10 protein-coding genes are annotated in these 9,858 nt (G+C 67.8%); 9 read left to right on the top strand and 1 reads right to left on the bottom strand.

The genetic code is table 11. From position 1 onward, the window contains the following. The first annotated feature begins 305 nt into the window (after window positions 1-305). The 5 genes from AB1346_13545 (at window position 306) to amrA (ending at window position 5,149) form a co-directional block, all read left to right on the top strand. Entirely contained in the window at window positions 306-1,526 is a 1,221-nt protein-coding gene (locus AB1346_13545; GenBank protein MEW6721465.1) for an ammonium transporter, read from the top strand. Between the two features lie 86 nt (window positions 1,527-1,612). After that, on the top strand, window positions 1,613-2,380 hold the full coding sequence (locus tag AB1346_13540; protein ID MEW6721464.1) for a PIG-L deacetylase family protein: 768 nt from the start codon (window positions 1,613-1,615) through the stop codon (window positions 2,378-2,380). A gap of 15 nt (window positions 2,381-2,395) precedes the next feature. Further along, entirely contained in the window at window positions 2,396-3,436 is a 1,041-nt protein-coding gene (locus AB1346_13535) for a DUF933 domain-containing protein (protein MEW6721463.1), read from the top strand. Window positions 3,437-3,524: 88 nt separating this feature from the next. Continuing rightward, complete coding sequence (locus AB1346_13530; GenBank protein MEW6721462.1) at window positions 3,525-4,580, top strand: HD domain-containing phosphohydrolase; 1,056 nt, start codon at window positions 3,525-3,527, stop codon at window positions 4,578-4,580. 29 nt (window positions 4,581-4,609) lie between these two features. Then, window positions 4,610-5,149 (top strand): AmmeMemoRadiSam system protein A, encoded by a 540-nt coding sequence (amrA, locus tag AB1346_13525; protein ID MEW6721461.1) that lies wholly within the window; start codon window positions 4,610-4,612, stop codon window positions 5,147-5,149. Between the two features lie 6 nt (window positions 5,150-5,155). On the opposite strand, the gene AB1346_13520 is transcribed toward amrA, so the two are convergent. After that, window positions 5,156-6,682, bottom strand: a complete 1,527-nt coding sequence (locus tag AB1346_13520; protein MEW6721460.1) for an AMP-binding protein — start codon at window positions 6,680-6,682, stop codon at window positions 5,156-5,158. A 167-nt stretch (window positions 6,683-6,849) separates the two neighbouring features. Here AB1346_13520 and AB1346_13515 point away from each other — a divergent pair, with 167 nt between their 5' ends. From AB1346_13515 to AB1346_13500, 4 genes are all read left to right on the top strand, one after another. Further along, on the top strand, window positions 6,850-7,035 hold the full coding sequence (locus AB1346_13515; GenBank protein ID MEW6721459.1) for a hypothetical protein: 186 nt from the start codon (window positions 6,850-6,852) through the stop codon (window positions 7,033-7,035). After that, the gene (gene nth / locus AB1346_13510) at window positions 7,032-7,688 is read left to right on the top strand and encodes an endonuclease III (GenBank protein ID MEW6721458.1); all 657 of its coding nucleotides are present in this window, start codon (window positions 7,032-7,034) and stop codon (window positions 7,686-7,688) included. Before AB1346_13515 ends, nth begins: the two co-directional genes overlap by 4 nt. Beyond that, on the top strand, window positions 7,685-9,130 hold the full coding sequence (locus AB1346_13505; GenBank protein ID MEW6721457.1) for a malic enzyme-like NAD(P)-binding protein: 1,446 nt from the start codon (window positions 7,685-7,687) through the stop codon (window positions 9,128-9,130). Before nth ends, AB1346_13505 begins: the two co-directional genes overlap by 4 nt. After that, window positions 9,123-9,858, top strand: a 736-nt coding sequence (locus tag AB1346_13500) for a phosphomannomutase (protein MEW6721456.1), incomplete at its 3' end; no start/stop codon positions are given. The genes AB1346_13505 and AB1346_13500, both read left to right, overlap by 8 nt.

The following is a 9,858-nucleotide window of genomic DNA, read 5'->3' as shown; positions in this document are numbered from 1 at the left end:
CGCGACGTAATTGTTTATAAATATACGTAATTATTCGTAATTCTACACTATTGTCCTGCCTGTTTTCGCCTCCCCCGCCCAACCTTCCGGAAAAGCTGCGGTTCCGCCATGGCATGCCGATTGCTGTCCTTCGGGCGGCCCCATCACCTTGACAAGCCCGCATTTCTCACCAGCGTCCGTAGCGAGGCGGTGGAGACGGGCATGGCTACAAGGCGTCGCGACCGAGCGCAACGCAGTAGACATGCCCGTATCCGCCGACGCAGTAGGAGGCTGGTGAGAAATGCGGGCTAAAGGAGGGTATCGGTGTGAACAACGGAGACACGGCCTGGCTGCTGGTTTCATCCGCGCTCGTGATGCTCATGACCCCGGCGCTCGCCCTGTTCTACGGCGGGATGGTCCGGCAGAAGAACATCCTCGGCACCGTCATGCAGTCCTTCATCGTCATCGGCCTGATCAGCGTCGAGTGGATCCTCGTCGGGTACAGCATGGCGTTCGGCCCCGACGTAGGCGGCGTCATCGGCGACCTTTCCTGGTTCGCCCTCGGAGGGGTCGGCATCGAGCCGAACGGGACCTACGCGGCCACGGTCCCCCACCAGGCGTTCGCGATCTACCAGATGATGTTCGCCGTCATCACGCCCGCCCTGATCTCCGGGGCGTTCGCGGAGCGGTTCCGCTTCTCGGGATACCTCGTGTTCTGCCTGCTGTGGTCCCTCCTGGTCTACAACCCCGTCGCGCACTGGATCTGGGGGGCGGGGGGATGGCTGCGGAAGCTGGGAGCGCTCGATTTCGCGGGAGGCGCGGTCGTCCACCTGACGGCCGGGATCAGCGCCCTCGCCGCCGCCCTCGTCGTCGGGAAGCGGAAGGGATTCGGGACGGAGAACATGGCGCCCCACAACCTGCCGATGACGGTCCTCGGCGCGGGGATGCTCTGGTTCGGCTGGTTCGGGTTCAACGCCGGCTCCGCCCTCGCGGCCGACGGGCTTTCCGTCCGGGCGTTCCTTTCCACGCACGCCGCGGCGGCCGCGGGGACGCTGTCCTGGATGTTCACCGAGTGGGCGCACCGGGGCAAGCCGACGGTCCTCGGGGCGGCGACGGGCTGCATCGCGGGGCTGGGAACGATCACCCCCGCCTCCGGCTTCGTCCAGCCGGTGTCCGCGCTCCTCATCGGCGCGGCGGCCGGCGCCGTCTGCTACGGCGCGGTCATGGTCAAGGGGAGGGTCGGCCTCGACGACTCCCTCGACGTCGTGGGCGTCCACTGCGTGGGCGGGATGCTCGGGATGCTGGCGACCGGCCTGCTGGCGACGGTCGCCGTCAACCCGGCGGGGGCCGACGGCCTGCTCTACGGCAACCCGAAGCTCCTCGAGACGCAGTTCCTCGCCGTGGGCGTCGTCGCGGCGTACTCGTTTTGCGTCAGTTACGGGCTGCTCGTCCTTCTCGACAAGACGATGGGGATCCGGGTCGACCCGGAGCACGAGCTGGTGGGGCTCGACCTTTCGCAGCACGGGGAGGCGGGTTACAACGCCTGACGCGCGGCGCGCGTTCGGCCGGCTCCGCGCCGGGAGCCCGATGGTGATATCTTACCGGTATCACGTTGAAGGGAAGGCGCGGCGCGATGCCGAGACGGATCCTGTTTCTTTTGGCCCACCCGGACGACGAGACGTTCGGTCCGGGCGGGACGATCGCGAAGTACGCGGCGCAGGGGGCGGAGGTTCACCTCGCCCCCGCGACCCGCGGAGAGGCCGGGATGCTGGGCGATCCGCCCGTCACCGACCGGGAGCATCTCGGCGAGGTCCGGTCGCGCGAGCTGGAGGAGGCGGCGGCGGTCCTGGGCGCCGCGAAGGTCCACTTCCTCGGCTTCCTCGACGGGCAGCTCGCGGGCACGCCCCGCGAGCTCCTGGTGGAGGCCGCCGTCGAGGCGATCCGCCGGGTGCGCCCCCACGTGGTGGTCGGCTTCGGGCCGGAGGGGGTCTCCCGGCACGCCGACCATAAGACGATGTGCGAGGTCGCGCTTACCGCTTTCGACCGGGCGGGGGATCCCGGGTGGTATCCCGGCCATGCCCGGACCGGCGCCGCGCCGTTCGCCCCCTTCAAGCTCTACCAGTTCGAGCTCCCCCGGGAGGTCCTGGCGGCGTGGGAGCTGCCGCTGTCCGGAGTCCCCCTCGAAAAGCTCACCACCTTCATCGACACCGCGGGGTCGGCGGAGACAAAACTCCGGGCCTTCCGGTGCCATCGTACCCAGCACAAGGACGTGGAGCGGATCCTGGCGCGGCCGGGATTCCGGGAATTCGTCCGGCAGGAGACGTATGTCCTTGCCAGGACGCGGGTCGCCGGGCTAACCTTCCCCGAGTTCGACCTTCTGGCGGGAATCCCGGAAGACTGAAAGAGGAGATCGACGGTGGAAGTGGGGATATTCGGAAATGCAGGTTCGGGCAAGAGCACGCTGTTCCGGGCGCTGGCGGGCCCGGCGGAAGGCGCGTCCCAGGGGAAGAACGCGGGCGTCTGCGCGATCAAGGTTCCCGACGACCGGGTCGACCGGCTGTCGGAGATCTTCAAGCCGAAGAAGACCACGCACGTCACGGTCGCCTTCCACGACATCGACGCCGGGGAGCCCGACCCGCTTTCGACGCAGGCGCTCGCCGCGCTGAAGAACGTGGAGGTCCTCGTCCTCGTCCTGCGGGGGTTCGAGGACGATTTCCACCCGGCGCCGCCGGGAGGGCTGAATCCCGTGCGGGAGTTCCGGGACATGGCCTCCGCGATGCTCCTCTCCGATTACCTCGTCGCGCAGAAGCGGGTCGAGCGGATGACGAAGGAGGCGAAGCGCGACTCCGAGTGGACCGCGCTGAACAAGGCGATCGCGGCGTTCGAAAAGGAGATCCCGCTTCGGGACATCGAGCTCGTGGGGGAGGAGGAGCGCGCCGTTTCCGGTTTCCGGTTCGTCACGCGGCTCCCGATGCTCCTGGTCCTGAACGTGGGGGAGGAGGCGGCTGGGGCTGTCCCGTACCCGGAGCTCGACAAGGCGGCGGCGGACGCGAAGCTCCCGCTGGTCCGCCTGTGCGCCAAGGTGGAGGAGGAGATCGCCCAGCTTTCCCCGACGGAGCAGGCCGAGTTCCTCCGGGAGATGGGGTCGGGGCGCTCCGCCCGCGACCGGCTGGTCCGCGGCGCCTTCGATGCGATGCAGTACATCTCCTTCCTGACGGTCGGCGAGGACGAGGTGCGCGCCTGGAACGTCCGGCGGGGGAGCACGGCGGTCACGGCGGCGGGCCGGATCCATTCCGACCTGGAGAAGGGATTCATCCGCGCCGAGGTCATCCCGAGCGAGGACTTCCTGCGGTGCGGATCCATGGCGAAGGCCAAGACGGAGGGGAAGCTCCGCCTCGAGGGGAAGGAATACGTCGTAAAGGACGGGGACATCGTCCATGTCCGGTTCAATGTGTAACGGGCGGCGGGTGTAGGGTAATTATTCGAATCCGTTAAGAAAAATTCCCTTACAGTTTTCAGGACAAATTTCCGATAAAACGGGTTGCATGAAACTGCCCCTGGAATCCGTACAGCAGCCGTTTCTGGCGGGGCGCCTCGGCGCCCGCATCCTGGTCGTCGACGACGAGGAGTTCCTGCGTTTCCTCGTCCGCGAGTGGCTGGAGCAGGCCGGGTACGCCGTGGAGGAGGCGGCCAACGGGAGGGAAGCGCTCGACAAGATCGACGGCAACGGGTACATGTACGACATCCTCCTCACGGACATCCGGATGCCGGTCATGGACGGGATCTCCCTCCTCAAGGAATGGACGAAGCGCAGCCCCTGGACCGCGGGCGTCGTCATGTCGGCCAACGCCGATCTCGACGTCGCGGTCTCCGCGCTGAAGCTGGGGGCGTGCGACTACCTCACCAAGCCCTTCGGGAGCGACGTCCTGCTGATCACCCTCGAAAACGCCCTCCGGAAGAAGGAGCTCGAGCGGCAGGTCGAGGATTACCGGGTGAATCTCGAGAAGAAGGTGATGGAGCAGACCGACGAGATCAACCTGATGTACGTCCGCTCCATCGACGCGATGGCCAATGCGCTCGAAGCCAAGGACTGCTACACGCGGGGGCACTCGCACCGGGTGACGATCTACTCCGTGGCGACGGCGAAGGAGATGGGGGTTTCCGCGCCCGAGGTGGAGGATCTGCGGCGCGCGGCGGAGCTCCACGACCTGGGAAAGATCGGCGTCCGGGAGTCGGTCCTCAACAAGCCCTCGAAGCTGACCCCGGAGGAGTTCGAGGAGGTCGTCCGCCACCCTCGGATCTCCAAGAGCATCCTCGAGCCGATCCCGTTCTTCCGCCCCCTGCTCCCCGCCATCCTTCACCATCACGAGCGGTACGACGGCCGCGGCTACCCGGCCGGCCTCGCCGGCGACGAGATCCCCCTTGCGTCGCGCATCATGGCGGTGGCCGACACCTTCGACGCGATGACCTCCACCCGGGCGTACCGGAAGGCGCTGCCGGTGGAGGCGGCGGCTGCGGAGCTGCGCCGGTGCGCCGGGACGCAGTTCGACCCGGACATCGTCCCGTACTTCCTGACCTGTCAGGATCGGATCCGGTTATAATGTTCCCATATCGAAATTTGGAGGGCTCGATGTATCTCGACCCGCAGGAGCGGGAAGCGCTTCTCGGGATCGTCCGCAGGACGCTCGAGGACTATCTCAAGGACCGCAACGTGACCGCAGTAGGACACGCGTCCGGGAAGCTCGCCGCGCCCGGGGCGGCGTTCGTCACCCTGAAGAAAGCGGGGCGGCTTCGGGGATGCATCGGCTACACGGACGCCGTTGCGCCGCTGTACAAGGTGGTGCAGGAGTGCGCCGTGGCCGCGGCCACCGAAGACCCGAGGTTCCCGCCGGTCACCGCCGGGGAGCTGCCTTCCCTCGACGTCGAGATCTCCGTCCTCACGCCCATGGTTCCCATCCGTCCCGAAGAGGTCGAGGTGGGGCGGCACGGGCTGATGGTATCGCAGGGAGGGCGGCGCGGGCTTCTGCTCCCGCAGGTGCCGCTGGAGCTCGGGTGGGACCGGGACACGTTCCTGGACCAGACGTGCGTGAAGGCGGGCCTGCCGCCCGGCGCTTGGCGGCGCGGGGCGACGCTGCAGGCGTTCACCGCGGAGTGGTTCGGGGAGGCTTAGCGGGCTCTACCGCCGACGGGCCGCGATCCGGTCCCGGATCGTCGCCTTCAGGACTTTCCCCTGCGCGTTGCGCGGGAACACGCTCACGAATTCCACCGAGCGGGGCACCTTGAACGGCGCCATGTTCCTCCGGCAATGCTCGAGGATCCCCTCGGGGTCCTCCTTCTCCCCTTCCTTCAGCACGACGACCGCCACGGGGACCTCGCCCATCGTGTAGTCCGGGCGGCCGACGACGGCGGCCTCCTTCACCGAGGGATGCTCGGCCACGATGGTTTCGATCTCCTTGAGGCTGACCGTGACGCTCTCCACCATCAGGGTGTCCCGCTTCCGGTCGACGATGTAGATGTACCCCTCCTCGTCGACGGCCGCCATGTCCCCGGTGTAGAGCCACCCGTTCCGGAGGACCTCTGCGGTCCCCTTCGGGTCGTGCAGGTACCCTTCGAACACGTTCCTCCCCCGCACGATGACCTCGCCCACCATCCCCCGGGGCACCTCGCGCCCCTCCTCGTTCACCACGCGGACCTGCACGCCGACCGCCTCCTGCCCGGCGGACATGAGCTTCTTCATGTACGGCAGGTTCTCGTCCATGGAGTGGTCCTCCTCGTGGAGGAAGGTGAGGACGCCGCTGGTCTCCACGTGCGCGTACGACTGGACGAGGCCGCAGCGGAAGAAGCCGATGGAGCGCCTGAGAAGGTCCACGGAGATCCATGCGCCGCCGTACAGCAGCATCTGGAGGGTCGACAGGTTGAACCGCGACGCGGAAGGGGCGTCGAGGATCCGGTACATCATCGACGGGGTGAGGACGACGTGCGTGACGGAGCGCCGCTCGATGGTTCGCAGAACCTCGATCGGCTCGAACTCCCTCTGGAGGATGATCGACGCGCCGACGTGGAAGAAGCGGAGCATCCGCCCGATTCCGCCCAGGTACGGCAGCGTCGCGCAGGAGAGGTAGACGTTCCTCCGGGAGAAGCCGAGCTCCATGGCGGAGTAGACCGACGCCGCCATGAGGTTCCGGTGGGAGAGCATCGCCCCCCGCGGACGGCCGGTGGGACCGCTGGTGTAGACCACCAGCGCGATGTCCTTCGCCTCCACGGCCGGGTCCTCCTCCGGCCCCTCCTCGCCCTCGGGAAGGGTGAGGCGCGGATCGTCCATGCGGAGGATGTCCGGGATCTGCGGAAGGAACGCGCGGATCTCCTCGATCTTCCCGCCGAGGTCCGCCTCGTGGAACAGCGCCTTGACCTCCGCGTCCTGGAGGACGGAGGCCATCTCCCGCCCCACCAGCGTGGGATGGAGCTGCACGACCGACGCCCCGATGTGCGTCACCGCGAAGAAGAACTCGACCGAGCCGATGGTGTTGTGGGCCAGGATCGCGGCCCGGTCGCCCCGGGAGATTCCGAGCCGCTGCAGCGCCGCCGCGCGTTTCCGGACCCTCCGGCGCAGCTCGAGGTAGGTGACCTCCTCGTTGCGCTCGGAGAGGGCGACCTTGGAGGGATGGATCCGTGCGTTGTGCTCTAAGATGTCGCGGATGATCATTGGCCCTCCCGTTTCGGCGGAAGCGTCCGGTCTGCTTGAAGGTAACAGACCGGGACGGCACTTTCAATCCTGCGTGGTAAACTGGCCTCACTGTGGATACCGAGAATTTCGAAATTTATCCGATACTGCATAACGGTCGCATTTACAACGTCGTGACCGAGATGGACATGACCTTTCGCGAGGTCCGGGCGATGATCGACTGGCTCGACGCGCGCGGGGCGTTCCCCGGCGGCGGCGCGGAGGACGGGGAGGCCGAGGCGACCCTGTACTCCTGCACCGTGGAAGGGTATGTCTTCGAGGTCGACGTCCAGGGATTCGAGATCGTCGTCTACCGGAGGGAGGTGCTCGAATGACCCGCGGGAAGGGAGCGGCTCCCGTGGGGGAAGTCCTCGATTTTCTCGCCCGGGAGTATCCCGAGGCGCGGATCCTGCTCGACTGCCGCGGCCCGTTCGAGCTGCTGGTCGCCACGGTCCTCGCCGCGCAGTGCACCGACGAGCGGGTCAACAAGGTGACCCCGGAGCTGTTCCGCTCCTTCCCCGGTCCCGCGGAGATCGCGGAGGCGGGGCAGGAGGAGATCGAGGAGTTGGTCCGCTCCACGGGGTTCTACCGGAACAAGGCGAAGGCGCTGCGGGAACTGTCGGCGGCGGTCGTGCGGAAGCACGGGGGCGAAGTGCCCCGGACGATGGAGGAGCTCACCGCCCTTCCGGGCGTGGGGAGGAAGACCGCCTCCGTCCTGCTGGGCGCCTGCTTCGGGACGCCAGCTCTGCCGGTGGACACGCACGTCGCCAGAGTTTCTTTCCGCCTCGGCCTGACCGGGTCGAAGGATCCGGAGCGCATCGAGGAGGATCTCGCAGGTTCGATCCCCCGGGAGCGATGGTGGGAGTTCACCACGCGCCTGGGGTGGCACGGCAGGAAGGTGTGCGTCGCCAGGAAACCGCGGTGCCCGCAGTGCGGGCTGGAGCGCGTGTGCCCCAAGCGGGGCCTCGCGGGGAGGAGCGGGCCATGACGCCGACATTGACTCCGAGCGAAAGTTACAGCATCACGATGCGCGTGCAGATCCCGAACCGGACCGGGATGCTGGGGACGGTGACGACCGCCATCGGGAGCGCCGGCGGGGACATCGGGGCGGTGGACCTGTCAGGCATCACCAAGGAGGCCGTCCACCGCGACATCACGGTCCGCGCGCGGGACACCTCGCACGCCCACGAGATCATCGACGCCGTCAAGGCGGTTCCGGGCGTCCGGATCGTCAACGTTTCCGACCGGACCTTCCTGATGCACCTCGGCGGAAAGATCGAGGTGCGGCCCAAGGTGCCGATCCGGACCCGGAGCGACCTGTCCATGGCGTACACTCCCGGCGTCGCCCGCGTCAGCATGGCGATCTCGAAGGACGTGAAGAAGTCCTTCGCCCTCACCACCCGCCGCAACTCCGTCGCCGTGGTCTCCGACGGGACGGCGGTGCTGGGGCTGGGCGACATCGGCCCCGAGGCGGCGATGCCGGTCATGGAGGGGAAGGCGGCGCTCTTCAAGGAGTTCGCCGGGATCGACGCCTGGCCGATCTGCCTCGGCACCAAGGACCCCGACGAGATCGTCCGCATCGTCAAGGCGCTCGAGCCCACCTTCGGGGGCATCAACCTCGAGGACATCTCCGCCCCGCGCTGCTTCGAGATCGAGGACCGCCTCAAGGAAGCGATGCACATCCCCGTGCTCCACGACGACCAGCACGGGACCGCCGTCGTCGTGCTCGCCGGCCTCCTGAACTCGCTGAAGATCGTGAAGAAGCGGATGGAGGATCTGAAGATCGTCGTGGCGGGCGTGGGCGCCTCGGGCGTCGCGTGCACGAAGATCTTCCTCCGGGCGGGCGCGCGGAACATCATCGGCGTGGACCGGGCGGGCGCGCTGTACAAGGGGCGCAGGGAGCACGGGAACTTCATGAAGGAGTGGTACGCCGAGAACACGAACCCCGACGGCGAGCGGGGGGCGGTCTCCGACGTCATCGCGGGCGCCGACCTGTTCCTCGGGCTCGCGGGTCCGGGGCTGCTCACCGTCGAGGACGTGAAGAAGATGGCGAAGGACCCCATCGTGTTCGCGATGGCGAATCCCGACCCGGAGATCCAGCCGGAGGAGGCGGGGCCGCACGTGCGGATCATGGCGACGGGCCGCTCCGACTACGCGAACCAGGTCAACAACGTGCTGGCGTTCCCCGGGATCTTCCGTGGGGCGCTCGACACCCGCGCCTCCTGCATCAACGAGGAGATGAAGCTGGCCGCCGCCGCCGCGATCGCCTCGTGCGTGGGCAGGGAGGAGCTCACCGAGGAATACATCCTTCCGTCCGTGTTCGACCGGAAGGTCGTCGCCGCGGTCAGCAGGGAAGTGGCGCGCGCCGCGCACCGGACCAAGGTTTCCCACCGTGCGCCGAAAACCTACATGGAGATCCACCTTGACTGACGTACCGCATCCGATCAACCCGCTGATCTTCCGGGAGTACGACGTCCGCGGCGTGGTGGGGAGAGACCTGCATCCGGCCACGGTGACGATGCTGGGCAGGGGGTACGGAACCTACGCCGCGGAGCGCGGCGTCCGCACCGTCGCGCTGGGCCGCGACGTCCGGCTGTCCTCGCCGGGGTTCCGCGACGCCATGGTCGAGGGGCTTCTCTCGGCCGGGCTCGCCGTGATCGACGTGGGCGTCTGCCCGACCCCGCTGCTGTACTTCGCGATCCACCGTTTCGGCGCCGACGGCGGGGTGATGATCACCGGCAGCCACAACCCGCCGGAGTTCAACGGGTTCAAGCTCTGCATCGGCCTCGGGTCGATCTATGGCGAGATGATCCAGGAGCTGCGCCGGATCATCGAGGCGGGGAAGTTCCGTCGCGGGGAAGGGAAGCTGGAGCGGCGCGAAATCGTTCCGGAGTACCGGAAGTTCGTCGCGGCGAACCTGTCGATCCCGCGGAAGCTGAAGGTCGTGGTGGACGCGGGGAACGGGACGGCGGGCGCGGTCGCCCCCGCCCTCTTCCGCGAGATGGGGCTGGAGGTCGTCGAGCTCTTCTGCGAAGCCGACGGAAGGTTCCCGAACCATTTCCCGGACCCGACGGTCCCGGAGAATCTGCGGTCGCTCGCGGCGAAGGTGAAGGAGACCGGCGCGGACGTGGGGGGCGGCCAAGACGCCGCCGCCCACC

It is taken from the genome of Thermodesulfobacteriota bacterium (genome assembly GCA_040758155.1).
Classification (GTDB): Bacteria; Desulfobacterota; Deferrimicrobia; order Deferrimicrobiales; family Deferrimicrobiaceae; genus UBA2219.
The sequence above is the reverse complement of the archived record's forward strand: the minus strand, read 5'-3'. Positions and strand labels throughout refer to the sequence as shown.